The 24787-nt window shown below is 72.7% G+C and carries 13 protein-coding genes; 9 read left to right on the top strand and 4 right to left on the bottom strand.

Annotated elements, in window-relative coordinates:
* Nucleotides 1-42: 42 nt before the first annotated feature.
* Nucleotides 43-1050, bottom strand: a complete 1008-nt coding sequence (locus ACGFI8_RS32810; protein WP_392810696.1) for a glycosyl hydrolase family 5 — start codon at nucleotides 1048-1050, stop codon at nucleotides 43-45.
* A 563-nt stretch (nucleotides 1051-1613) separates the two neighbouring features.
* Here ACGFI8_RS32810 and ACGFI8_RS32805 point away from each other — a divergent pair.
* Nucleotides 1614-2033, top strand: a complete 420-nt coding sequence (locus ACGFI8_RS32805; protein WP_392810695.1) for a hypothetical protein — start codon at nucleotides 1614-1616, stop codon at nucleotides 2031-2033.
* A 15-nt stretch (nucleotides 2034-2048) separates the two neighbouring features.
* On the opposite strand, the gene ACGFI8_RS32800 is transcribed toward ACGFI8_RS32805, so the two are convergent.
* The 3 genes from ACGFI8_RS32800 to ACGFI8_RS32790 are packed head-to-tail and all read right to left on the bottom strand — an operon-like array spanning nucleotide 2049 to nucleotide 6912.
* Entirely contained in the window at nucleotides 2049-3722 is a 1674-nt protein-coding gene (locus ACGFI8_RS32800) for a right-handed parallel beta-helix repeat-containing protein (RefSeq protein WP_392810694.1), read from the bottom strand.
* A 47-nt stretch (nucleotides 3723-3769) separates the two neighbouring features.
* Nucleotides 3770-5965 (bottom strand): hypothetical protein, encoded by a 2196-nt coding sequence (locus ACGFI8_RS32795; protein ID WP_392810693.1) that lies wholly within the window; start codon nucleotides 5963-5965, stop codon nucleotides 3770-3772.
* Entirely contained in the window at nucleotides 5965-6912 is a 948-nt protein-coding gene (locus tag ACGFI8_RS32790) for a hypothetical protein (RefSeq protein WP_392810692.1), read from the bottom strand. The genes ACGFI8_RS32795 and ACGFI8_RS32790 overlap by 1 nt, the downstream gene beginning before the upstream one ends.
* A 151-nt stretch (nucleotides 6913-7063) precedes the next feature.
* Between ACGFI8_RS32790 and ACGFI8_RS32785 the strand changes: the two genes are divergently transcribed.
* The 8 genes from ACGFI8_RS32785 to ACGFI8_RS32750 all read left to right on the top strand — a co-directional run bounded on the left by ACGFI8_RS32785 (nucleotide 7064) and on the right by ACGFI8_RS32750 (nucleotide 24751).
* Nucleotides 7064-8122, top strand: a complete 1059-nt coding sequence (locus ACGFI8_RS32785) for an SUKH-3 domain-containing protein (RefSeq protein WP_392810691.1) — start codon at nucleotides 7064-7066, stop codon at nucleotides 8120-8122.
* Nucleotides 8123-8124: 2 nt separating this feature from the next.
* Nucleotides 8125-9051: an SseB family protein gene (locus ACGFI8_RS32780; protein WP_392810690.1), complete on the top strand. Its 927-nt coding sequence runs from the start codon at nucleotides 8125-8127 to the stop codon at nucleotides 9049-9051.
* On the top strand, nucleotides 9041-9406 hold the full coding sequence (locus ACGFI8_RS32775) for a YbaB/EbfC family nucleoid-associated protein (protein WP_392810689.1): 366 nt from the start codon (nucleotides 9041-9043) through the stop codon (nucleotides 9404-9406). Before ACGFI8_RS32780 ends, ACGFI8_RS32775 begins: the two co-directional genes overlap by 11 nt.
* On the top strand, nucleotides 9403-9747 hold the full coding sequence (locus tag ACGFI8_RS32770) for a hypothetical protein (protein WP_392810688.1): 345 nt from the start codon (nucleotides 9403-9405) through the stop codon (nucleotides 9745-9747). Before ACGFI8_RS32775 ends, ACGFI8_RS32770 begins: the two co-directional genes overlap by 4 nt.
* Nucleotides 9748-9861: 114 nt before the next feature.
* On the top strand, nucleotides 9862-21672 hold the full coding sequence (locus ACGFI8_RS32765) for a toxin glutamine deamidase domain-containing protein (RefSeq protein ID WP_392810687.1): 11811 nt from the start codon (nucleotides 9862-9864) through the stop codon (nucleotides 21670-21672).
* Nucleotides 21673-21749: 77 nt separating this feature from the next.
* Nucleotides 21750-22328 carry a hypothetical protein gene (locus ACGFI8_RS32760; RefSeq protein ID WP_392810686.1) on the top strand — a complete coding sequence of 193 codons (579 nt, stop codon included), beginning with the start codon at nucleotides 21750-21752 and terminating at the stop codon, nucleotides 22326-22328.
* 39 nt (nucleotides 22329-22367) lie between these two features.
* Complete coding sequence (locus ACGFI8_RS32755; protein ID WP_392810685.1) at nucleotides 22368-22907, top strand: hypothetical protein; 540 nt, start codon at nucleotides 22368-22370, stop codon at nucleotides 22905-22907.
* A complete protein-coding gene (locus ACGFI8_RS32750; RefSeq protein ID WP_392810684.1) occupies nucleotides 22904-24751 on the top strand; it encodes a hypothetical protein in 1848 nt (615 codons plus the stop codon). The genes ACGFI8_RS32755 and ACGFI8_RS32750 overlap by 4 nt, the downstream gene beginning before the upstream one ends.
* Nucleotides 24752-24787: the final 36 nt, after the last annotated feature.

Raw genomic sequence — 24787 nt, 5'->3', positions numbered from 1 at the left:
CGTCGTAGCCCGGCCGGAAGACGGACCTGCCGAACGGACGGATCACCCCGGCTGGGGGCCGCGTCGCCGCCGGGTCCACAGCCAGCCACCGGCCAGGAGCAGCACCACGACGACCGCGCCGATCACCGGCCACAGGACCGATCCGGAATGCCGATCGTCGGAGGTCGGCTTGGCTGCCGGAGCCGGTTCGGCGGAACTCGGGCTCGCGGACGGTGCGGCACTGGTGGGTGCGGGCACCGCGGAGCGCGATGGGGCATGCGAACGCGACGGCGACGGCGAGCCGTGCGGCGTCCGCACGCCCGCAGTGACGGCGGCGCTGAACGTCGTGGCTGCCAGGCCCGTGCCGCCGACCCAGGGCTCGAAGCCGGCCTGGACGCTGGTCAGGTACCACGCGTCGGTGACCTTGCTCCGTGTCCTGACGTCGTCGACGAAGTCCATGACGTCGAAGCTCCACTTCGTCATCGACGACTGGGCGACGTACGACACGACGTCGCTCGACCCGTTGTAGCCGGACCAGACGTCCCAGGAACGGCCACCGATGGTCACGGACGCGACACGGGAACCGACGGGGTGGATCGGGCCGCGCTTGGCGAACCAGATCATGAGCTCCTGCTGGTTGGTCCCGTGCGTGTTTGGTGCCGGGTCCAGCCAGACGTCGTAGGAAACGTTGTAGATGCCGCTGTCCGGGTACGCGAAGCTGGCGCTGCTGGTCGCTTTCCCGATCCGGCGGACCTGCATCGGCAGGTTGGTACCGGGCGAGCAGTTGTCGTAGTGGCAGCCGAAGTACACCGCGGTGTACGCGGCGGGCGCGCCGTTGGTCGGCTTGTGGTGGTCCGCGGTGATCGCGAATCCGGTGCTCGTCACGTTGATGCACTGGGCGGTGTCGGCGCCCCAGCGGTTGTTCATGACGACGTAGCGGTCCTCGATGGTGGTCGAACCGTACTTGTCGCAGATCTGGGTGTTCGCCAGCGCGGTGCCGCCGGTGACGGCGGTGAGCGAGGCGGCGAGCATCAGGCCGGCGGCCGTCAGCAGGCGCAATGGGCGTGTCATGGGACTCCTCGGTACCGGGCGCACTGTGGGAGCGCTCCCAATCGGGGAGGTTATGGCATGGTAGCGCCGGTGAAGCGAGAAAGATGCGATTTCGTTGTATTTGCGGGCCGTCAGGGCCGGGGCGGCCGGCGTCGAGGTGGAAGTGCAGGGTGCCACCGGCCACGATGAGCTCGGGCTGTTCGATCACCGTCGGCGCGACACCCAGCGACTGGTGCAGCAGCGTGGGCCAGCGACATGCGACTGGAGCCGCCGACGAGGAACACCGCGGCGATCTCCTCGGGGCGGATCCGGGAGGCGGGGCACCGGGAGCCGGGAGAAATTCCGAGCTACCGCGATGTCCGTCGTGGTCCGGACCGTAACTCCCGTGGCCTCACCGCCCGCGTGTAGTCACGGCCCGAAAGCCCCGTCGCACCGCCAGTGCCTCGTGGCGAGCAGGTCCTTCTTGGCGTTCCACGCGGCGGCAATTGGTGTACCGACGCCGCGGTACCCTGTTGCATTGCCCGGCATCGAACTCGGGCATCGAATACGGGGCGGTGGGCATGGCCCCGCGCGGAAGGAGACGCATGCGCGCGTGGATCGCCACGATCGCCGCCGTCGGTGTGCTCGCCGGCCTGACCGCCTGCGGGAAGGACGGACCGGCCGACCAGCAGGACGCGTGCTCGATCGCGCTCAACGACGCCACCAGAACCGGCGGCCGGCTGGACGCGGACATCTCCAAGGCGCGGATGACCGGCGGCACCGACCACTACCAGGCGATGGTGGACGCCCGGTCGGAGGCCTCCGACTGGCACGCCAGCATCGTGGCGCAGGTCAACCGGGACATCAGTCCCGAGCTCAAACAGACGCTGAACGACGGTGCGAAGATGGTCGGCGAGGTGCTGGCGACGCTGGACGATGCCACGTCCACCCCGCCCGACGCCCGATCCAAGATCGAGTACTACCAGGACAAGGTCCGGCAGGCCTGCAGAGGCGCGTTCTCCTGAGCCGGTCGGTCACGGTCACCGGGTGGCGTGGAGCAGGTCGTCGAGCATCAGGGTCCGCAGGTCGTCCCGGCTCGGCACCCGGCCGAGCGCCCGCAGCCGGGTGGACTGCGCCTTGCGCATGCCCTCCAGCAGCCGCCGCGCCTCCCGGGCGTTGCCGAAGTTCTGATCCCGCTCGATCTGCCGGAACCACTCGAGCAGCCCGTCGGACAGGCCCGCGCCGAGCAGGTAGTCGTCGTTCTCGGCGATGCGGTGCACGATGAGCACCAGCTGCTCGGGGTCGTAGTTCTCGAACTCCATCGTCTTGGCGAAGCGGGAGGCCAGACCGGCGTTGGCGTCCAGGAAGTCGGCCATGTCCTTGGTGTAGCCGGCGACGATCACGGCGATCTCGTCGCGGTGGTCCTCCATCAGCTTGACCAGCGTGTCGACCGCCTCCCGGCCGAAGTCGCTGCCGCCGGTCGAGCGGGTGAGCGTGTAGGCCTCGTCGATGAACAGCACGCCGCCCAGCGCGCTGGTGAAGACCTCGCTGGTCTTCTCGGCCGTGTGGCCGATGTACTGACCGACCAGGTCGCGCCGGCTCACCTCGCGGAAGTCGCCGTTGGGCAGCACCCCCAGCGCCTTGAGCAGCTCCCCGTAGATGCGGGCAACCGTGGTCTTGCCGGTGCCGGGCGCGCCGGTGAAGATCAGGTGGTGGCTGACCGCGCCGACGGAGAGCCCCGCCGCGCGCCGCCACTCGTTCACCTGGATCTCGTCGATCAGGGTGCGGACCTCTTCCTTGACGGCGGCCAGGCCGATCATGCCGTCGAGGTCGGCGAGCAGCTTCTCGACCCGGTCCGGGTCCTTCTGGATGGCCCGGTCGAGCGGCTGGCGGCCGACGCTGGGCCTGGTCCGCCCCCCGGTAGCGGCCACTACGGTCGGATGGGCGCCCTCGTCGATCTGGATGCCGGGGGTCGCGGTGGACTCGACGGCGCAGCCCTCGACCAGGCCGCCGCAGCCGCGCCCGACGAAGATGCCCACCCCGCTCGTCTCGTGGATCCACGACTCCCGGATCGTCGGCGAGCTGTGGTGCGCCACCGAGATGCCGGCGTCGCCGGTACGGCTGATCTCGCACCGCTCGATGGTGGGGTTGCTCGCCTGGTAGACGTAGATGCCCCGGTAGCCGCAGCCGCTGATGGTCGTGTCCCGGATGACCGGGTCGGCGCCCAGCCGGGCGATCACGCCGTCGTCGGTGACGTCCTTGATCTCGCTGCGCTCGATGACCCCGCCGGAGTCCTCGACCAGCACGCCGAACTGCGCGCCCGCCACCACCAGCTCGCTCGCCTGCACGACGGCCCGGTCCGACAGGCCGACGCCGGCACCGTACCGCGCGTGGACGGTGCAGTTCTCGATGGTCAGCCGGCCGCCGGCGACCTCCACCGCGTGCGCGTCACCGGCGTGCAGGGTCAGCCCGCGCAGGGTGATCTCCCCGCCGCGAGCGCGCAGCGCCGGCTGGTCGGTCGCGGTCGCGTCGATGGTGACCGCGCCCGGCTCGGCGGCGGCGATGGTCAGCCGCCGCCCGTCCAGGCGCAGCACCTCGGCATACCTACCGGCGGCCACGGTGATGACGCTGTCGTCGCCGGCCACCTCCAGCGCGTCACGCAGTGTCGGGTATGCGCCGGGGCGCCCCGGGGCGACGGTCAGGACCTGGGCCATCGTTCCACCTGTTCGGTCGGGGTCGCAGCCACTCTACCGACGCCCGGTCATTCGTTCGCCACCCGCCGCTGGATGCGCTGCTGCGGCTCCTGCTCCGGCTCCTGGCGTGGCGCCGCGCCCAGCACGGACCCGCCCGGCGTGCTGACGCTGAACGCCTGCTCGTCGGTGACCACGCCCTGGACTTCCGGCTCGCCGGCGGGCGCGTGGGTGCTGGTGAGGTGCCGCGGGTCCAACCCGCGCTCGGCGCGCCGGCGCACGGCGGGGCGCGACGCGTCCGCGCCGGCCGCCCGGCCGAGCACGGGCGAGGTCGCGCCGGCCGCCCTGGGCGGCAGCATCGGGTCGACCGGGCCCTGGGAGTGCAGGCGCGCCGCCCGCGCGCTGCCGTCGATCACCGGTGCCGCGGCGGCCGGCGTCTCCGCGCCGGGGGCGGTCATCCAGTCGCCCGGCTGGTCCGGCATCGAGTAACCGGGTGTGGAGGACCTTGTGGCCCGGCGGTCGGACGGCGCGGCGCCCGGCGGCAGGCCCGGCATTCCACGGTCCGTCGCGCCCGCTCCGCCGGGAGCGCGCAGCACCGACGGCCCGGCCCCGGCGTCGGCGGCAAGCATGCCGGGGTCGCCGACCGGCTGGCCATAGCGGGTGAAGCTCGTCCCGCCGGTCGGCCGCGACCGGCCCAGCACCGGCGTGGTGCTCGGCGGCGCGGCGCCGTCGGTCAGGCCGTCGAACCGGGCGGCCTGCGGTGGAGCGCTGGACTCCCGGTTGACCTCGCGCCGGCCCGTGCCGTGCGGCGGCGAAAGCTGGCCGGCGTTGGGATCCGTCGAGGAGGCGTTGACGCCGTCGCGGTTCTTGCCGAGCACGCCGCGGCGCAGTGCCGGCCCCCCGGGGCCGGTGCGGGCGGTGCCGGGCATCGCCGGGGGATTCTCCAGGCCACTGAGACCGCTGACGCCGTTGGGGCGGGCGATGAGCCCGCTCGTCGCGCCTTGCGTGTTGGGCAGGCCGAAGGCGTTCTGCAGCCCGGAGGTGCCGGGCAGAGCGCCGGGAAGGTTGCCGGTCGTGGGCAGCGGACCCGCATTGGTCAACGGCGGCACGCCCGGCAGGCCGACCGGCAGCGCGCTGGGGTCCGGCAGGCCACTCGGGTTCGGCAGGCCGTTCGGGTCCGGCAGGGTGCCCGGGTCCGGCGTCTTGCCGGGGTCAGGGATGTTGTTCGGATCGGGGGTGTTGTTCGGATCGGGCGTGGGCTTGTTGTTCAGGCCGAGGTCGGGCACGACGAACGTCGGCACCGTGTTCGGGCGGATGTTGGGTACGCCGACGCGGGGCATCTTCGACTGGACGTAGGACTGGAGGACCCTGGCCACCACGTTGGGGTCGACCGTCGTGGCGTCGGTGGGACCCTCGTAGCGCTGCGCCCGCCCGGTGTACATCTGGCCGAGGGGGCCACGGTACTCCTGGGCCATCTGGTACTGGAGCTGGAACGCCTGGGCCGACCAGTTGATGTTGCGGGTCGCTATAGCCACCCGGGTGTACAGCACGTCCATCTGGTTGTTGAACTTCATCGGAACCGCGCCGACGCGGACCATCTTCATCAGGTCGATGTACATGTCCCGGTTGAAGCTCTTCTCGCCCTGCAGCGCCGTTCCCGTGTGCATCGACTTGCCGTCGTGATATTGGTCCCAGAACTTGTTCCACTCCTGGTCAGCGAGGCCCAGCGCGGCCTGGTACTGGCTGTACAAGGTCTGCATCCGGCCCTTGTAGTCGGTGATGATGCCGCTGAGGAAGTTCATCGCCTCCTGGTTCGCCGCCGCGGCGTCCGCCCAGTCGCGGAGCGACTTCATCGCCGCCCCCGGACCCTTGGCGTAGAAGGCGTCCGCGGCGTCGGACTTCCAGGCGGTCCAGCCATCGCCGTTGCGCAGCTTGTCGGTGGTGTCCGAGAACGCCTTCGACATGTCCATCAGGACGTTGTGCATCTTGCCCCAGCTCGCCGCGGCCGCGCTGGCGTCCTCGGCGGACTGCGCCATGATGCGGTGGTAGACCTGGTCGATGTCGTCCGTCGCCAGCCGCTGGAGGGCCCGTTCGTGGTCGTCCTTGGACGGATCGTCGGTGTAGTGGCCACCGTTGGACACTTCGTTGCTGTAATACAGCGGATTGCCCGTCTCCCCCATGTGGTGCCAGAGGGCGACCTCCCGCGCCTTCGCGGCGTAGTCGGTCTGGTATCCGTAGTCGTCCTGCGACGAGTGCTGGCCCGACATCAGTTCCGCCCGTACTGCATGCCCTCGGTGCTGCCCTGCGTGTGGTACTGCTGCTGACGCTTCTCGATCTCGCCGAGGGTCGACGGGTCCGGAGCGGTCTTCTTGGGCGGATCGATCTTCGTCTCGGTGATCTGCGTCTGACCGTTGGTGTCGGTCGTGGAGGTCGTGACGGACACGGTGCCGCCGGAGAGCGTGGTGGTGGACTCGGAGCTGGTGATGTACTTGCCGTCCGACGTCATCGTCTGCGTGGTCTTGCTCTTCGTCGGCTGGCCCGAGTAGTCCGTCGAGTCGCCGGTGGTGACGATCATCGCGGGCTTGTCCGAACCCGGCTTGTAGATGGACACGGTCTTCGACGTGTCGCTGCGGTACATCGACTGGCCGGTGGCGTTGGTGATCTGCAGCCGCGAGCCGTCGGCGAACGTGTAGACGAACCCGCCCGGCACCGGCTGCTGGCTCGTCGCATACTGCAGCATGTCCGGGTTGTCGGCGGCGGCCGCGGCGGTGGTGTTGCGGCCGGCCGCGTCGTCGTAGGCCAACTGCTGGTCGTGCATGGTCGACACGCCGTCCTTGGGGAAGCCCGCCGGGGCGCCGCTGCCGCCCGCGAACGCGAAGTCCACCGCGTTGACCGAGTCGGCCTGCTCCTCGTCCGTGGTCGCGTAGACCACGGCCATCGACGTGGCCGCGGAGGTGATGGCCTGCAGTCCGATCCCGACGTCCTTGAGGAACGCCTGGAAGTCCGACATGTTGCGGTTGTTGTACGCGACCGCCGTCAGGCCCTCGGCGAACGGGATCGTTCCCGGCGGCTTCGTCGCGAACGCCGACTGGGCGTGCTGCCCGATGCCGACGAAGGCGTCGGAGAGCTGCCCCTCGGCCTGGCCCACGTTCGTGGCCAGCGTTCCGCCGTATGTGAACAAGGCCACCGGATCGACCTGTACCGAGTCACCCACCGCAACCTCCCCGTGTCCCGCGGCCGAGCGGCCGTAGCCGTCCACCATCGAGCCTATTCGACAGCCACAAGGATTGCCGACCGCAAATACGGCACGATTAGGCTATAGGTCGGGTGACGCCGCATACGACAAGGCGGGGACGGGGGTAACGGTGACTGATCCCGTGGTGGACGAGTACGGCCGGCCGGGCGACTGGCACCTCACCGACACGCCGCGACAGGTCCGGCTGCCGCCGGTCCCCGAACCGGGCGAAATGGACGGCTTCCGCCTGGCCCGGGTCTTCCAGACCCCGGGCGAGGACTGCCAGCCGCGTCTCGACCCGGCCCGCGGCCGGCTCACCGACGATGCGCAGCGGCGCAAGGTGCTCGAGTTCCTCGAGTCCGGCACGGTCATCCTGGACACCGGCACCCGCTCCACCGACCTGCTGGAGCCGACGCGCCGGCTCGCCGTGCCGGGGGTGTTCCGCACCGACGGCCGGTGGATCTGGGACGGCTCGGTGGCGTTCTACCTGCGCTGGCACCTCGTGCCCCCGGAGCCGGACTTCCTGGCGCACATCACGGCCCGCGGATACCGCCCGGAGCCCGTGGACGAGACCGTCGTGGCGGCCGCCCGGCAGGCGCTGGACAAGGCCGACGCGACCTACATCGCGCTACGTGACCGGTGGAAGATCGAGCATGGGCTGCTGGCCGACCCGGGGCGCTTCCCGCTGGAATTCCAGCGCCGGCTGTTCGACCTGGGCTGGCGGCCGGGCCGGGACGTCTCCGCCGAGATCGACCCGTGGCTCGAGCAGAGCGTGCACGACCTGCGCCGGTTCCGGTTCCCGGAGCACGGCTACTTCGAGTACGAGCCGTTCGACGCGGCCCGCAAGGTCTTCCACGAGTTCGGCGGCCTGCGCTCCCTCGACAACAGCGGCGGCGTCACGTCGGCCCGGGTGCCCTTCGTGATCTTCCCGCGGCCCGGCGACTGGCACACCCTCACCACGGGCGCCGTCACCGCCGTGGAGGTCGCCGGCAGCGTGGGCCGGCGGGTGTTCCAAATCGGCTACATCGAGGACGGCTCCGCGATCCTGGTCATCGCCGAGGACGGCTCGGTGCACCTGGCCGGAGCGGTGGAGAAGTTCGTGGGCGCCACGTTCGACCAGGCGCTCATGGCCCTCATGAACGGCGACCTGCCGCAGGAGGATCCGTACGCCGAGCCCGACTGGGCCTGACCATGAGCGCACCGGACCCCGTCCAGCCCGCCTGGCTACCCGGCAACGAGGTCGAGGCGGAGCTCGTCACCGCGCTCGCCGCCGACGACCGCCAGGAGTTCTTCCGCATCATCCGGGACGCGCCGTGGTATCTGCCGGCCTTCCCGGACGAGCCCGGCGGCCAGCGCTTCCTCACGCACGACCTGCTCGACGCGACGTACCTGCTCGTGTTCACCTCGGAACAGTCCCTGGCCGGGGCCGTCGGCGGGCTGGTCACCGCCTACACCGTCACCGGCCACGACGAGCTGGCCGTCCGCTGGCCCGACCCGGCGTGGCGGCTCGCCGTCAACCCCGGCACGCCGGTGGACGCCTGGGTGACGCTGCCGGCGCTGGCCGAGGCGGCCGCGGGCAGCCGGGTGGTGCCGACGCTCGCCCAGCTCGCCGACCGGCCGGCCGGCCCGGCGACCGATCCGGCGATCGACCACGGGATCGACGCCGCGCTCGACGACTATCTCGGCCGGCTGAACCAGGTCCGGCTCGCCGTGCCGGTGACCGGGGGCCAGCACCCGCGATACCTGGTCACGCGGACGGAGGCCGGCCCGGCGATCGAGGCGTTCACCTCGCCGGAGGCGCTCGCCGCGCGGCATCCGGACGGCGTGCCGTGGACATCGGCCGGGCTGTCCGATCTGCTGGCCGACTGGCCGGGCGAGGAGTACGACCTGGTCGTCGACCCCGGCACGGACGCCGCGCTACGGCTGCCCGGCCCGGATCTGCCGGGGCTGCTGTTGTGGGCGCCGGAGCCGGCCTCCGCGCCGGAAGGCGGCGCCACCTCGCCGAACATCGCCGGTATTGAGTACATTGAGCGGGAGCAGTACAACGGGGACGGCACGAAGCGGGGTGAGTCGGATGGATCGTCCGGATTGGGCGAGTCTGCACACCGTGGTCGATGACCTGAAGCGCGCCATCGGTTCGCTCGACGAGACGCAACGGCGGATCAACCAAATCACCGGCACCGGCTGGTCGCCGGACCGGCTGGTGAAGGTGACCGTCGGCCCGCGCGGCCAACTGGTCGACCTGGAGATCGACCCGAGGGTGTTCCGCAACCCCGACTCCCGCGGGCTGGCCGATGCGATCCTCACCGCCGCCCGCAACGCCGTCACCGACGCCAACGGCAAGACCACCGAGATCGTCGACAAGGCCGTCCCGGTGCACCTGCGGCGCGGGCCCTTCGGCGGCGAGGACTCGCTCAGCGGCGTGATCAGCCGGCACGACGCAGACCTGAACGGCGACGGGAGCGGCACATGAGCAACGTGGTGAAGATCACCAGCAGCCCGGCGCAGCTCATCGCCGCGGCCACCGTCCTCACCGCCGACGGGGAGGCCCTCAGCGCCGAGCTGACCGGGCTGCTGGGCGACATCGAGCGCTTGGAGTCCGACGCGGTGATCGGCCGGGACTCCTTCGCGGAGGAGTTCGTCAAGACCTACCGCAGGGGCGATCCGACCGCCACCGACGCGACCAAGCAGGCGGCGAGGAGCATCGCCACCTCCGCCACGGAGTTCGGCGACGCGGTGGCGTCGACGATGCAGGACTACATGGTCACCGACGGGCAGGGCGCGGCGGACATCGGCTCGGTCCACCCGGCCTGAGGCGCGGGGATCAGGAGGGGATCGGGAGGGATCGGGACTTGCCGGCGTCCCGCCGGCGGGCATGCGCATCGGGCCCGGGCGCATAGGGGCTAGGCACGTCGGGGGAGGCAGGGCTTGGCGCAGGACCATCTGTTCGCGGAGATCCTGCACGCCTTCGCCCAGCTCGAGGAGTGGATTCCAGGCTGCGGGACGTGGCCGGTCGACCTGATGATCGGCAAGCTGCCGGACGCGAACCCGGCCGACATCTACCGGTTGGCGGACGCGTGGGGCGCCGTCGCGGAGCGGCTCAACACCTACTACTACGACGCCCTGCACAGCGCCGACCCGATCAGCGAGAACTGGCAGGGCGACGGCGCCTCGATGGCGTTCAACCAGGCGTGGAACACCCACCTGCAGGACGTGGGCGGCGTCATCCAGGGGATGGCCTCCATGCAGATGGTCGTCCAGAGCTACGGTCTCCAGCTGGAGACCGAGGAGTTCTTCATCGCCTTCACGCTGATTCAGCTGCTGATCGAGGCGATCGTCGCGATCGTCAGTGCCATCTTCAGCGGCGGGATCTCGCTCGGCGGGATGGGCCTGGCCTATGCGGCCGCCCGGATCGCGATCAAAGAGGCCTACGAGAAGTGCCTGCAGGCCATCCTCAGGCTCGGCGAGATGATCGCCGAGGGCGAGCTGAAGCGGATCATCGAGCGGACCGCGGTCAAGGACTTCCTCAAGACGGCCGGAAAGGACCTCGTCAAGCACTCGGGCAGTGCACTGGCCAAGGCTCCGCGAGCGCTGGGTCACTACGTCGTGGACAACCTGGGTCCACGCCGGCTGCTGGCCAAGGCGGCCGCCGACCGGGCGGCCAGCCAGTTCCGCAAGGACGTGCTGCGCTCGGTGCTGCGCAAGGAGCTGCGCAAGCAACTGGCGGAGGTCGGCACCAAGGCCGAGGCGAGGGCGGCGGTGCGCGCGCTGGACCGGGCCGCCGCCGACCTCAGCCAGCGCATAGCGGCGGACCTGAGCGAGCGGCTGCTCGCGAAGTGGACAGGTCGCGAGGCCGCGTCCCTCGGCCGTCGCGAGCTGGCCCACCTCGGCGAGCACGAGGCCTTCAACATCGCCGAGCACTACGGTGAGCATGCGCTCGCGGGCAGCACCCGCTCGATGCTCGAGTCGTACGTCGCCCGGGAGCTCGAGCGCACCACCATGCTCGGCACGGCCGGGCGGTACGTCGGCCAGCTCGCCTTCGCCGGCGCGAAGTTCATGGGCGGCGTGGACTTCCTCGCCCAGGGCTTCGAGCTGGTCACCGGCGAGCGCAGCAGCATCGACGCCGGCGAGGTGGCGTTCTCGCTCGGCCAGGGCGCCCTGATGGGCGGGATGATGTTCGGCCACGGGGTGCTCGGCCAGATGGTCACCGGCGGCTTGGCCGGGGTGACGACCGCCGCCGCCACCGACGGCAGTCAATGGGTCATCGGCCAGGTGACCGGCCAGCACACCGACATCAACTGGGGCGCCGACCTGTGGAGGGGCGCCGAGGACGGCGTGCGGATGGGCGTCGTCTTCAGCGCACCGCACACGCTGACCGGCGCGGCCTCGAAGCTGGTCCCGCACTTCGGCGACCGCCCCGGTAACCAGGTGTTCGCGCTGAACGATCCGCGGCTGGGCGCCAACGTCTGGACCGGCGACCCGCGCACCGGCGTGGGCGGCTACACCAGCGAGTCCGGCGGTCTCGGCTGGCGGCTCGCCGACGGCTCCTTCGTGCATCTCGGCCCCGACGGCTCGGTCATCGCCTCGCACCAGGCGGGCCACACCGACTCCGGCCCCGTCACGCACACCCGGGAGCTCGACGGTCCACCGACGTCGACCGCGGTGCTGGACCGGCCCGCTGCCGACCGCGCCCCAGGCGGCGGCGGCGACGGGGGCGGACCGACCCGGACGCGGGCCGTCGAGGGCGGCTCGACGCGGACGAACGACCGCTCCCTGCCGTCGGGCCGCGAGGAGCCCGGCGCCGATCCCCCGGCGCACCGTATACCGGAGCAGCGCCAGCCGGAACCCGGCACCGGGTCTCACGAGCCGGGCACCGGCCACCAGCAGGCCGACACCGGCCACCAGCAGGCGGACACGGATCACCAGCGGGCCGGGACCGACCATCAGCAGGCGGACACGGATCACCAGCGGACGGACACCGACCAACAACGGGCCGGCACCGACCACCAGCAGGCGGACACGGATCACCAGCGGACGGACACCGACCACCAGCAGGTCGACGGTCATGGGCGGCCGGGCAGCGATCACCAGCAGGTCGACAGCGCCCCTCGGACCGAGCACACCGACACGGCGGAGCCCCGCGATCCGGTCCGCTCGCAGGAGCGGCCGCGGACCGAGATCCCCGCGGACCAGGTCGCCGTGCGCCAGCCGCAGGGCGACCACGGCGGGCCCGCCGGCCGGACGCACGCCGAAGAGGTCCTGGCCGCCGCCGGCGACCGGCGCGCACCGGAGGCGCTGCGCGCCGAGCAGGGCACACACCTGGGGACCGCCGAGGCGGGCCACCCCACCCACTCGATCGACCGCGTGGAGCAGCGGCTGCACGACCTCGCGGTGGAGGGCCGCGAGGCCACCACGGCCGAGCCGCACCCCGGTTCGCGGCTGCCGGAGCCGGGCGCCGGCGGGACGCACTGGGTGAGCGCGGCCGGCGGACGCACCGCCGACCCGCACGAGTTCCCGCGGCGGCTCTTCGCGGACGTGCTGGAGACCCGGGTGCCGGGCGGTCTGGCCGGCGCCGATCCGCACGTCGTCCGGGCCCGCACGCACGAGCTGGCCGAGCGCGTGCTGGCCACGTCCGGCGCGAGGGACAAGGTCGACACCGCGAATCGTCTGCGTGAGTACGTCGCCGCGGAGATGTCGGTGCCGGACGGGGCCGGCCGGCGGCTGGATCCGGCGCGAGTGGACCGGGTGGCGGACGCGGCCGCGGGGCGGGCCAGGCAGGAGCGCGCGCCGGAACACACCGACGCGCACGCGCCACACGACACACGCGCCGAGCACGACGTACGCACCGAACACCAGGCAGGCAGCGAGCACGACGTACGCACTGAACACGAGGTACGCAGCGAGCACGAGGTACGCGGCGAGCACGACGTACAACACGAACACGACGCATCCGTCGGGCACGAGCCGGTGCCGGACGGGCACCAGCCCGTGCGCATCGAACTCGCCGAGCCGCCCAGCCACGAGGTGCATCAGTTCACCCGCAAGTTCATGCAGATGTCGACGGACGGCAGCCGGCGCTGGCTGCTGGTCACCGAGCACGTCGAGCGGCACTGGACCGAAGCGACCTACGAGCGGTTGCCGGTCGAGCACATGGAGGGCGGCGCCGACGGCCCGGCCGCCCGGGAGGCCGCGCACCGGGCGGCCCACGATCTCGCCCAGCGCGAGTACGCCCGCCTGGTCGAGACGACCGACCGATGGCTGGCGGGCGACGGCCGGGTCGAGGACCTCGGCAAGATCGGCGGTATGTCGGCGGCCGCCGTACTGCGCGACGGGCGGGTCGTCGCCGCCACGAGCGTGCGCGAGCGGACCACGCGGGTGGAGGTCGACTCCGGTCACGACGACGCCTCGTGGCAGCGCCTGAACCGCGACCAGCGCGCCGAGGTGAGTGGCGAGCACGCCCCCACCCGCCGCAGCGCGCTGAACGCGGAGGAAGGCCTGCATCTGGACCAGGGAACACATCCGCTCGTCCGCCAGGAGCTCGCGGCCATCACCACCGGGCTGCGGTCGCAGACGCACGGCCGCTGCGCCGAGCCCGCAACCCTGAGCCGGATCGCCAAGATGGTCGACGCGGACCTGCACCGCGAGGTGGCGGCGAGCGGCGGCGAGCCCAGGCCGGGCACCCCCGAGTACGACCGGCAGCTCGCCGAGCGGTTCCGGGAGACGGTGCGGGACGGGTACATGGCGAGCCACCGCAACGAGGGTGAGCCGCTCGACCGTTCCGAGCAGCTGCCCTGCTCCACCGACGACCAGCTGCTCAACCGGCTCGGCATGCGCTCGGACTACGTCGACCACGCCATCGCCACCGCCCACGTCGACCCGCAGCGCCGGCTCGTCGTCCTCGTCGAGCACGGCGACCCGCTCCGCGACTACGGCATGCGGCTTCCCGATCTCGGCCCGGACACCGTCGTGGCGGTCATGCACGGCACCGTCGAGGGCGGCGCGATCGGTGCGCGGATCGGCGACCGCGACGTGACCGGCGTCGAGGTCGCCCGCGTGCTCAACCGGATCATCGACGAGCACCCCCAGGAGCTGGGCGGCCGCCGGATCGTCCTGGTCACCTGCGAGGCGGGCGTCGACGGCATGGTGCGCGGCCGGCCCACCTCGCTCGCCATCCAGGTGGCCGAGCGGACCGGCCACACGGTGGTCGCCGCTACTCGGGACGTGCTGGTCAGCGAGCACGGCGCCGTCCGGCTCGAGGCCGAGCACTTCGACAACGCCTTCGAGGAGGGCCGGAGCCGCCCGCGGGAGGAGTCGTCCGGATGGATCGAGGCCACCCCGACGCATGACAGGACCGGCCGGGTGATCGGCGCCCGGGCCGAGCCGCTGCCCACCGACCGGGTGCCCTTCTCCGGCGAGCAGCGAACCGACGGCCACCACGTGCGCGCGGACGAGCCGGCGCGGCCCGGCGAGCACCCGCGCGAGGGCGACACGACCGGGACCAACACGAGCCTGACGCGGCCCGAGGAGCCGGGCGCACAGGCTCCCGGGCGCCGGCTGTCCGACTGGGTGCGCACAAGGCTCGGCGACCTGTTCGGCAACGGCGACGCCGTCGACGCCCATCAGGCCGCCCGCGACGCGGCAGAGCGGGCGCAGTACGAGGCGAGCATCCGCTCGGCGCAGCAGCGGGTCCACGCCACGGTGGAGGGCGACCCGCGGGTACGCCAGCTGCGGCAGGAGGCGCGCAACGCGGAGTTCGACCGGCAGCACGCCGAGGGCCAGCGGGCCGACCAGCGCTCCATCGAGGCCAACGCCCGCAACGACGCCCGGCTCGCCCACGAGGAGGCGCAGCGGCTGCGGCACGAGGCCCAGCGGACCGACCCGAACGACCCGCGGCACCAGCAACTGCACGAGCAGGCCAGCGCCAGGCAGGCCGAGGCCGCGGCGCACGAGGCCCGGGCCGCCGAGGCGGACACCCGGGCGGGGCAGGCCGAGCAGCGGATCGCCGATGCGCAGCGGCGCATCGAGCAGGCCGGTCGCAGCGCCAACGAGATCACCCGCGGGCTCGCCGGGCAGCGGCGCGGCCTGTGGCGCTGGGCCAACGTCGAGGCCGAGAGCCAGTTCCGGATGGTCGGGCCGGACCATCCGGGCCCCCAGGTCTCCGCTCTCACCGGGCGGGACGTGCCGCCGCCGGTCTGGAGCAGCCGCCCGTACGGGGCGGAGGGCGGCCTGCGCCAGGTGCTGCACGTCGATCAGGCGCGGCTGGAGCAGGCGCTCAGCGACGGGCACGGCGGGTACGTGCGCACACCCGACCCGAAGGGCGCGTGGCTGCGGCTGCTCAACGCGTACGGTCTGCACGCCGACCCGACCCGCGGCCAGAACTGCAACGACTCGGTCGCCGCACTGTATGACACCTTCGTGCACGGCCGGCCCACCGTCGCCGCGCCGCGGACCTACGACGGGTACCGCAACGGCAACGGTGCGGCGCCGGTGTTCGGCGAGCGCGGCGGCCCGGGCCGGATGGAGGACCTGACCGGCGGCCGGTACCAGTCGCTGGTGGGCAACCTGACCGGGCAGCGGACCGACCAGGTGGTCTCGAAGGTCGGCGCCGGCTTCGACCAGATCCACCAGCAGCTCATCAACGGCGGCCACGGATCCTTCGCGTCGATCGTCACCGGTTGGCAGGGCGGCGGCTCGCACGCCTGGGCGGCGGTGAACCACGAGGGCGTCGTGCACTTCGTCGACCCGCAACAGGCCAAGGTGGTCATCGCCGAGCCGCACGGCGGTGGCCTGCGCTTCGTCGACCCGGCCACCGGCCACGAGGTGCCGCACCCGATCTACGACCCGGCCGGTATCAAGGCCATGGACGCGTTGGTGGTCGACGGCCAGGCCCGCCCGATGCCGTTCGGTGACCGGCCCCCGGGCACGTGGAACGACCGGCCGATGACCGCCGAGTACCTCGACCACCAGCCGCCGGACGTCCGTTCGGCGCAGACGGCCGAGGCGAGCCACCGGGACCTGCTGGCCGAGCGCAACCAGGCGGTCAGCGACGCGAACCAGGCCCGGACGGCGCGGCAGGACGCGGTGCGGCAAGCCAGCGAGGCGCAGGCGCACCAGACCCGGGCCCAGGACGCCGCCCGCCAGGTGGGCATCGAGCAGGGCCAGCGCGACGCCGCGTGGGACCAGGCCAACCAGCAGCGCGCGCTGGCGGCGCGGCACGACGACGCCGCCCGGTACTCCACCGAGCGGCTGCGGCAGGGCGGTAACCCGCAGGAGATGCACGACGCGGCGACCCGCGCGCAGCAGCACCGGGCGGCCGCCGATCAGGCGCGGGCGCACGAGACCCGGCTGCGCAACGAGGCGTACCAGCACGAGAACGTGCGGCAGCAGGCGGAGACGGCGCAGCGGTACTGGCAGAACGAAGCGACCCAGGCGATGCAGCGGGAGGTGACCGCGACCCGGGCGGCGGACTGGTTCGAGCAGCAGGCGCGGGTGCACGAGCAGCAGGCGAGCCAACTGGAGTCGCGGTACTCGCAGCACGCCGAGCAGGCCGCCAGCGACCACGACCAGCAGGCCACCCGGTACCGGCAGGAGGCCGCCCGGTACCAGCAGGAGGCCGCGCGGCATCAGACCGGCGACCCGCGGCAGGAGTCCGCCGACCGGATGCGCCAGCACTCCGAGCGGCTGGCGCACTCGGCCGAGCGAGCGCGCGATGCGTACCGGACGGCACACCGCCACGAGGAGTCCGCCCGGCAGCGGGACCTGCTCGCCGAGCAGCATGCGCGACAGGCCGAGGCGTGGCGCCGGCACGCCGTCGACCGGGACCGCCTCGCGGCCCAGCACGAGCAGGCCCGGGCCGAGGAGGCGGCGCGGGCGCGGGCCCGCTCCGAACGCGCGGACGAGCTGCGCCGGGCCGCCGACGAACTGACCGCCCGTGGCGGCGCGGAGGATCTGGCCCGCGCCGCGGAGCTGCGCCGGCAGGCCGACGAGGTGGACCTGGCCGCGCAGCGGCACAGCGCGGAGGCGGTGGCCCGGCAGCAGGCCCGGGACAGCGCGACCAACGAGGCCGGCCACGCGCGCCAGGTGGCGCAGGCGCACGAAGCCGCCGCCGCGACCGAGCGGGCCACGGCCACGCAGCACCGGCAGGCCGTTTCCAACTGGCAGAGCAGCGCGAGGTCGTGGCACGAGCACCTGCGCGGCACGCGGGCGGTCGACCCTTCGGCGGAGGGCGGCGCTGCCGCACCGCAATTCCGCCCCGAGGATCTGCGCCCCGATCTGCGGGCCCGGTACGACGCGCTGACCGACCCGAAAGCGCGGGCGGGCTTCGAGACCAAGTTCCGCGAAGCGCGCGGCGACCAGGGCCGGCTGGCCCGGGCGCTGGAGGGCATGCGTGCGGGGGCGGAGGCGCGCGGGCACACCCTCGAGCACGCGCTGGTCGAGCACCACGAGCGCGACCTGCTGAAGCAGGCGGAACGGGCGGCGATCCGGCCGCCGGACGAGGACGTCGCGCGGGAGATCCGGACCCAGCTCGACCGTGTCGAAGCGGTACGGACGAGGATCGAGTCCTACGCGAGCAGGCACCCGGAGGTGGTGGGTACCGACCGGTGGCTGCGCGCCGTCGAACACGAGGCGACACAGCTCACCAGGGAGCTGCGCGGCGAGAACAACCCGTCGGTGCAGAAGGCGCTCGACCGGGGCAACAACGTGCGGGGCGTCGAGTCGGAGGTGGCGCTCGCCGAGCGGTTCAGCGACGTGACCGAGGTCGGCATGCCGGTGACCGTGAAGCTGGCCGACGGTACCGTCCTGAAGACCGACGTGGACGTGGTCGCCGACAACGGCACGCGCTGGATCTGGCGGGACTCCAAGGACTACCACAGCTTCAGCGTGCGCAGCTCCGACTTCGAGCACGCCCGCGCGCAGGTGATCCGGCAGCTGCGGATCCTGCTGTCCGGCGAGTACCACCGCGACGGCGGCCCGCCCCGGCTGGAGTGGCACTTCCCGCGCGGCGTGGACGCGGAGGTCGCCAGGGCCCTGGAGGGCATCCGGGTGACCGACCCGCGCACCGGCCTGCAGTCCCAGACGCACGTCTACGTCGTCGGCGAGCGCCTGGGCGGCGGCGATCCCGGGGAGCCGATGCACGCTCCGGCGGGCGGCGCCGAGCCACCGGGGGCGCCTGGTGCCCACAGTGGACATCCCGCGCCCGGGAGCGTGGAACAGGCGCGCGCGCACCAGATCGAGCTGTCCCTGCAGCGGGTGGCCGGCGCGCTGGGCGGGTCCGCCGAGGGCGACTTCGTCCACCACATCGAGGTCCACGACGACGGCCTGGTCACCGTCACCCCGCGCGAGGGGCGACCGTTCGCGCTGCGCCTGCACGCCGAGGACATCGGGGCCGACCACTTCCGGGTGAGCCAAGGACCCGACGGCGTGCGGCGGGTCAGCATCTCGCCCGAGCTGCTCGACGGGCGGCAGGGCGTGCGCACCGACGCCGCTGTCGCGCGGGCGATCGGCCACGCCAGCGGCGAGGTGGCCGCCGAGGGGCGCTCCCGCCGGCTCGGCGTCCTGAGCCGGTTCGGGCGACAGGACGCGCTGACCACCTCCGTCGAGTCCGGCGGGCACGGCAAGCTGTCCGCCGGCGACCTCGCCAAGGTGGGCGAGTTCCAGGAGCTTGTCCGGCTGCGCGAGGGCATCTCCGGCCCGCGCCGCACGGAATGGGTCGACCGGGAGATCGGGCTGTTCATCGAACGGCACGGGCTGCGCGACGGGTTGCCCGGCGCCGATCACCGCGCCGAACTGGTCGGCCGGCACCTGTCGGAGCCGCAGCGGGCCGCGCTCAGGGAGTACCGGGCCGCCTGGCGTGACTCAGACCCGCCCCGGGCACTGGCCCGGCACATCCTCGCCGAGGGCAGGTTGGCCAACGCCAAGCTGGAGCCGCTCGGGCTCGGTACCGCCGAGTTCCGCGACGTGTACCGGGTGGACCCGAAGGGTTGGGCGCGGGACAGCAGGCTCGGCTTCACCGTCGAGATCGAGTCCGGCCGCCCCGCAAAGGCCGGCGCGCTGGCCGAGATCACCGGCACCGACCTGGCCCGGCACTTCCGGCTGGTCGTCGACCGGGATCTGCTGGCGAGCGTTACCGGCGCCGAGGAGGCAGCCGGGAAGCTGCGCGATGCCATCGAAGAGGCGCTCAGCGACCGGATCGGGGAGCAGCTCAAGCGGCCGCCGGAGATCCCCAACTGGCGGGTCCGGTTGGTCGACCGGACCGCCACGTTGGCGGGCGGCGGCGGCGGATTCGGGGCCGCCGAGCTGCTCGGCGCTGGTACCGCGGCGTTCAAGCTGGCCGGCGGCGCGATCGGCGACGTGCTGACCGCGGGCTACCTGAGCCGGCACGCGGCGCTCGACGCGGCGGAGGCGACGCACGAGCGGGCCCTGGCCCGGAACCTGCAGGTATCCCGGATGTCAGGCAGGGAGGTGCGGGCCGGCACCAGCGAGGTCCGGGCGGAGGTCGAGTCCGTCGCGGACGCCCTCGGCGTGCCCCGGTCGGACCTGCACTGGACCCCGGCGAAGCGCGCGACCGACCCGGTCATGTCCACCGCGGATGTGCCCCAGGGCGCCGACCGCACCCTGCGGGGGCTGATCGGCGACACATTCGGGTCGTTGGCGGACGGCGCCAAGGGCGTCACGGCCATCAAGGAACCCCGGCTGGGCCGCTACCTGCGAGTGTCCGTGGAGCACGGGGCGGACGCGAGGGTACGGCTGGAGGTCGGCAACACGCCCGACCGGACGAAGGTCGAGGTAGTGCAGGACCGGCGCCGGTTCACCCTCAAGGTGCCGCCCGAGCTGCTGGCCGCAGACGAGCCAACGCTGCACAAGGCGCTCACCAAGGCGTTCGAGAAGGTGGCCGCCCAGCAGCACGAGATCGCGACCAAGGTGGCGCACCCGGCGGTGCACCACGCGAAGAACGCCGCGGTCGACATCGCCCAGGCGCTGGGCCAGATGCCGCTGCAGAACCTTTCCTCGCCGCACGCGGGTGGGGCCAGCGTGGCCGGTACCGTCCTGCGCAAGGCCGGCGAGGTGGTCGCCTCACCGCTGACCGGCGAGCACAAGGCCGGCCAGTCGGTCGGCGGCAAGTCGTTCGACTCCGACCGGACCGTCAAGTCGGTGCCGGAGACCCAGCTGAGCAACGCCGCCACCACCGCACGAGACGCCGCCGACAACCTGACCTACCTGGCGAGGGCCGCCGAGTACCGGGCCACCCACGGTACCGACGCCGACCCGGCCACGCTCGCGCTCCAGCACCGCACCGGCGACCCGATGCCCGCCGCGTACGAGGCGATGACCGACGTGGGGCAGCGGCACGCCGGCCGGGTGACGTTGGTCGACGGCGACCGCAGTCAGGACGGGGCCGGGGCGCGGCACCTGCGATACCGCCTCGACGTGGCCCGGGGCAATCGCGTGCGGCTGGACGTCACGATGCACGAGGGCGGTACCGGCGACCCGCGGCTGGTCGTGAAGCGCACCCGCTGGGGCCGGTTCGAGGTCGAGGTGCACGGCAGCCCCGAGCCGGATGTGGTGCACAAGCTCGTCGGTGAGGTGGCGGAGACCATCATCGACCGGCGCGGTGCGGGCCTGCCGGTCTTGTCCGAGTACCTGCGCAGCAAGCTGCTCCCGGTGGGGGTCAACGGCGGTACCGTCATGGTGATCTTCGCGGAGACCCACGCGCTGCCGGGCCTGGCGATCGGCGGCGTGGCGGTGACGGGCGGCATGCTCAAGGGCGTCGGCGATTACCTCCATGAGATGCACCTGACCGACAAGGCGGTGGAGCAGAAGTTTGCCAAGCACGACGTCAACGAGGTGTACACCGGGGACCTGCGCACCGCCTACGCCCGCACAGGTACCGAGGTGGAGCGGTTCGAGTCGCGGGTGGCCGACCAGCTCCGGCAGCGGCTGACCGAGCTGGAGCACGCGCACCGGCAGCCGGACCTGACCGCGGCACGGCACACCGAACTGGACGAGCGGAGCAGCCAGGTCCACCAGCGGCTGGACTCGCTGCCCGCGCCGGACGCCACCGTGCTGACCCCGCTGCACGACTCGCTGCCACGCCTGGACCTGCCGCGCAACGGCGAGGTGCGGCTCGTGAGCGCCGAGCACCATGTGTTCGTGGTGTCCTTCGACCGGGGCGGGTTGAGCCTCGGCGGGCGGCCCCGGGAAAGCCTGGCGTTCGACGTGATCACCGGGGACACCGGCGGCGAGCCGGCGCGCGTGATTCGGACCAATTCGGACACCGCGCTGACCGTGGTCGTCGATGCGCATGCGGCGCCAGCGCAGATCCAGCAACAGATCGGCGGCATCCTGCGCGGCCTCAGCGACACGTCGCATCTGACACCTCTGGGGCGTCCGGGCTCCGCGAGCCAGCTGGTGGGGCTGGGCAAGGACGCGACCAGCGCAGCGAGTCAGCTCGGCGGCGCGGCCGCGGCCGACATGGCCAAGTTCGCCGGTTCGTTCGTCGCGAACCTCACCACCGGAGGCGGTACCATCGCCGGCGGCCTGGCACGGATCGTTGCCGACTCCGGGCTGGCCGAGAACAAGGCGCAGCGGTCGTTCGCTCGCGACCTGTCCGAGAATCTCCGTTCGGGCAAGCCCTCGGCGCACCACCTCGGGGTCTTCACCAATCGGTCGGGCCACTGGGCGGTGCGGCTGCGCACGGCCCAGGAGATCCTCGACTGGCTCGGCTCCTGGCGTGCGTAGCTTCACGGGCGCGGGGGTCGCGGGCGCACCGGGGCCACGTGCGGAAAACGCGGGTCCACCCCGATAGGATCACCGCCATGGACGTGATCGATGCGCGCTCCACCGCTGAGGCTCAGGAGTACATGATGATGGCCCTGGCGGAGTGCGGCGACAGGCTCACCATCGAGCTTGTCGAGGCGTACATGAGGGGCGACCGCTGGGTCGGCACGTTCATCGCCGGCTGCGCGGAACTGGGCATCCGCCGGGAATTCGAAGTCCACGCCGATCCGGTCCCCGAGGGCGTCGAGGGTGGCCAGTTCAGCTACAGTACCAAGGTTTCGACGCTCATCGACGCCGGCGAGTGGTACCTGGTCGCGAGCAGATACCTGCAGGCCGGCGCGGACGGCGAGCACCAGTTCGACCAGGCGCCGAGTCTCGCGCTGGTCGAGGATGTCTACGAGTCCTACTCCAGGGCGATCGCGGCGATCTCGGAGATCCTGAAGTTCATACCGCCAGGGCAAGCCGCACCGCCCGACCCGGCATTCTGGACCGAGCGCGGCCGATCGGTGCGCGAAGGGGTCGGTGACCAGCTCACGCGATCGTTCCTGGAGCCTGCGCGGGCGCGGCTGGAAGGCATCCTGCGGGCCATCCGCGAGGAGTACCAGCCCAAGCGGTGAGGGCGGTGCGACCGCCGGCCCGTGGCTATCCTGGACCTCATGCCGTTGCTGGCCCGGAGCAATGAAGAAGCCCACCTCTACCTCGATCTGCATTCGTGCGAGTGCGGCGGGGAGGATGCCGCGCGGAACAGCGCCGTGAGCCTTGACGGCGACCAGTGGATCGTCCGGTACACCTGCGTCTGCGCGGGCTGCGGGCGGTCGCGGGAGGTCGCCTTCCGCCAGCCCGAGTCGCCGGCCCGCCCGGCGGCCGGCGGCTGGGCGGCCGGCGACGAGCCGTCCGAACTGATCGACGCGGGCGAGTGGCTGTGGGTGTCGGACATGTTCGCCGGCACCCCGGCCGACGTGGACGGGCTCAGCCCCGAGGAGGCCGCGCAGGCGCGCGAGGACCTGACCGCCGCCGGCGCCGCGCTGGACGAGGTGGTCAAGTTCCTGCCCGGCGGCGCCGAGGAGGTGCCGGCCACGGCGTTCTGGACCGAGCGCGGCCGCCAGCTGCGGCAGGCCGAGCCGGGCCGGTTCCGGCGGGAGCGGCTGGCGGCGGTCCGCGACCGGTACCATGCCCTGCTCGCGGAGCGGCAGTGACCTCGCCCACCCCGGGCACCCCGCTGCCCGTGCGTTCGCTCGAGGAGGGCTACGAGTTCGCCTCGATGCAGCCGTGCGACTGTGGCGTGGCCGCCGAGCCGGCGGCGGACCTGGCCGTCACCGAGCTGGGTCCCGGCTCGTACCGGCTGGGCTTCTCCTGCCGGGAGTGCGCCGGCCCGCGGGAACTGCTCGTCGTGCTGACCGAGCGGCCGAACCTGCCCGGCGAGGAGTTCGCCTATTCGCGCTCGGGCCGGCCGTCCAAAATCATTGATGCAGGTGGATGGACGGCCGTCCTCCACCGGTATTACACCGCCAGCATGTCGGCCATCGACCTGCTCGACGGCGAGCCGCCCGACGACGTTCTCGCGCCGGTACTGGCACGCAGCCTGGTCCGGGCCGCGGCGGCCGCCGAGGAGGCCCTCGCCCTGCTGCCCGAGGGCGCCGACGCACTGCCGGAGGAGCAGGTGTCGACGGCGGCCGGCAGGGCGCTGCGCACGAAGCGGCCGAGCCTGTTCACGCGCGAGGTGATGCAGGCCGGTCCGGACCGGTGCCGGGAGCAGCTGACCGAGGCGATGGCCGCATACCAGAACAGCCTCGGCTGCCTCGGCACCCGCCTGGAAAACCTCATGGGCGAGGTGCTGCCCTACGGCACCCGGCACATCGGCGAGCCGTTCAACGCGCGCACCTACTGGGAGGCCAAGTACCACAGCAAGACCGTGGACTGCCGGTGCGGCAGCAACCGGGTCGAGACCACTAGGAGCGAACTGCTCATCGAGGGCCAGCTGCTGACCCGGCTGTTCGGCTCCTGCGAGGCCTGCGGTCGCCCGCGGGAGTTCTTCTACCGCAACCTCGCCGATCCGGCGGCCGAGCTGCCGATGGACGAGGCGTGGGGGCTGGACGCCCGCGCGTCGCAGCTGTTCGACCCGGCCATGCTCGCCGGCTTCGCCGCCGCGCTCGAGGGGATCGCCCGGGCGAACATCGCGGCCGATCCCTCCGGCCAGTGGTACGGCATCCGGCACCTGCTCACGATGGTCATCGCCGGCTTCGACGAGGCGTACGACGCGCTGCCCCCGGGCGCCGACCGGATACCGGCGGAGGCGTTATGGCACCCAACGGGGCAGGCGCAGGCGGCGGAGCACCCGGAGAGCCTGGAGCGCGGCTGGCTGGAGTGGGCCCGGCGGCAGGCCCGGGACCTGCTGGCGGACTTCCTGGCCCGATACCCGCGCCCGGAGCAACCCGACGACGATGCCGGGCCGTTGTCCCCGCGCTCCGGGATCGAGCGGAGTCTCTACATTGCGCTGCACCCGTGCGAGTGCGGCGAACCCGTCTTCGAACCGGACGAGATGGTCGTCGAGACCGTGGACGTCGAGCCGATCGCGCGGCACCGCGGCCCCTGCGGCGCCTGTGGCCGGCAGCGCCAGTTCGAGTTCGCGCTCAGCGAGCAGACCCACCCACCCGACGCGCTGGCCAGCTGGGCCGGCCCGCACTCCGCCTCGGCGATCATCGACGCCGGCCAGTGGCTGCGGGTCTCCGACGACCTGCAGGCGGCCGCCGAGGTGATGGCGCGCGGCGGGGTGGACGGTGCGGAGTTGGGCCTCTGGGGTCAGATCGCGTCCGGCGCGGCCCCGGAGGAGCTGCTGTGGGGCCTGCTGGCCCGGTCGGCGTCGGCGGTCGACGAGGCGCTGAAGTTCCTGCGGCCGGGCCGCGATGAGCTGCCCGGCGAGGCGTTCTGGACCGAGGACGGCCGGCGGCTGCGCGACGAGCGGCCGGAGCGGCTCACCCGCCGCGCCCTGGAGGCGCTGCGGGACGAGCGCCGGGCGCGCGTACCGCTGCCGGCCGGCTGACGACCTGAGCTACGGCCTATGGCAAAAATGGAGGGT

The sequence above is a fragment of the Dactylosporangium sp. NPDC048998 genome, from assembly GCF_043197855.1.
Classification (GTDB): Bacteria; Actinomycetota; Actinomycetes; order Mycobacteriales; family Micromonosporaceae; genus Dactylosporangium.
The sequence above is the reverse complement of the archived record's forward strand: the minus strand, read 5'-3'. Positions and strand labels throughout refer to the sequence as shown.

What these genes read in the sequence shown, in the direction of transcription:
- ACGFI8_RS32780 (WP_392810690.1), top strand. Translation starts at nt 8,125, where the DNA reads ATGAGCGCACCGGACCCCGTCCAGCCCGCCTGGCTACCCGGCAACGAG.
- ACGFI8_RS32810 (WP_392810696.1), bottom strand. Translation starts at nt 1,050, where the DNA reads ATGACACGCCCATTGCGCCTGCTGACGGCCGCCGGCCTGATGCTCGCC.
- ACGFI8_RS32795 (WP_392810693.1), bottom strand. Translation starts at nt 5,965, where the DNA reads ATGTCGGGCCAGCACTCGTCGCAGGACGACTACGGATACCAGACCGAC.
- ACGFI8_RS32805 (WP_392810695.1), top strand. Translation starts at nt 1,614, where the DNA reads ATGCGCGCGTGGATCGCCACGATCGCCGCCGTCGGTGTGCTCGCCGGC.
- ACGFI8_RS32800 (WP_392810694.1), bottom strand. Translation starts at nt 3,722, where the DNA reads ATGGCCCAGGTCCTGACCGTCGCCCCGGGGCGCCCCGGCGCATACCCG.
- ACGFI8_RS32770 (WP_392810688.1), top strand. Translation starts at nt 9,403, where the DNA reads ATGAGCAACGTGGTGAAGATCACCAGCAGCCCGGCGCAGCTCATCGCC.
- ACGFI8_RS32755 (WP_392810685.1), top strand. Translation starts at nt 22,368, where the DNA reads ATGCCGTTGCTGGCCCGGAGCAATGAAGAAGCCCACCTCTACCTCGAT.
- ACGFI8_RS32760 (WP_392810686.1), top strand. Translation starts at nt 21,750, where the DNA reads ATGGACGTGATCGATGCGCGCTCCACCGCTGAGGCTCAGGAGTACATG.